The sequence below is a fragment of the Treponema sp. R6D11 genome (assembly GCF_054786075.1).
The window spans coordinates 1-723 of the sequence record NZ_BDHD01000602.1 but is presented as its reverse complement, the minus strand read 5'-3'; the positions used below and the strand labels follow the sequence as shown (position 1 = coordinate 723).

Below are 723 nucleotides of genomic sequence, written 5' to 3'. Positions count from 1 at the left end.
ACTTGAATATGAGCGAGCGAAAGCCCGTTGGAAAAAACTGATAACCTCTCTTGCGGCAATGGAACGATGTACAATCATTCCCTCCTGCCGCTCCCCTGAAGACGACAGATTTTCTCCCTACATTTTACAAGCCGCATTTAAGGACATTCCCGGTGAAGTTATGGCTCGCTCTCTTGATGATTTGGGTTTCGCCGTCTCCACAGGTTCGGCTTGCTCATCATCGTCCCCCGACCGCCCTGTACTTTCGGCAATGAATGTCGATGAAAAATTGAGAGTCGAAGGTATACGGATTTCTCAAGGCTACTCTACTACGGACGAAGAAATAGAACTTTTTTTAGGGTCGGTTACGGAGGTGTTAAAATTTCTGTAAGTAATTGGCTATTAAAACCTGCGGAACTGACTCTGAAAGGCGACAACCGCAAAAGTTTTGAAGGGGCGTTAAAGCACAATATAAAACATCTGCTTTCCGGCATAGGCGGCGTAAAATTAAAATTCACAGCCGGACGCTATTACCTAAAAGCTCCCGAAGAAAAAACACAGGAAGTAGAAAACGTACTTTCCCATTTAATTGGGATTTCAGGCATTTGCATTTTATTTTTCGCGCGGCTTTTTCAGCGGCTTCCATCATCGCCATTCGTAAAAGGACGGTAGTCCACGGTGACGGAGCGCGTTCTTTAATTCTCATTTGCGTTTTGGTAAAATTTATAATGTAAAGGTTTATTC

1 protein-coding gene and 2 pseudogenes are annotated in these 723 nt (G+C 44.0%); 2 read left to right on the top strand and 1 reads right to left on the bottom strand.

What is annotated here, in order from left to right; all coding sequences use genetic code 11:
• Window positions 1-370 (top strand): aminotransferase class V-fold PLP-dependent enzyme (locus tag ACYVTD_RS14975; protein ID WP_461248509.1); only part of this gene is annotated, 370 nt, incomplete at its 5' end.
• Window positions 268-528: pseudogene (locus tag ACYVTD_RS14970) on the top strand (hypothetical protein); the annotation flags it as partial. The gene ACYVTD_RS14975 and the pseudogene ACYVTD_RS14970, both read left to right, overlap by 103 nt.
• Here the strand turns inward: ACYVTD_RS14970 and ACYVTD_RS14965 are convergent.
• A pseudogene (locus ACYVTD_RS14965) lies at window positions 494-723 on the bottom strand (hypothetical protein); the annotation flags it as partial. The pseudogenes ACYVTD_RS14970 and ACYVTD_RS14965 overlap by 35 nt on opposite strands.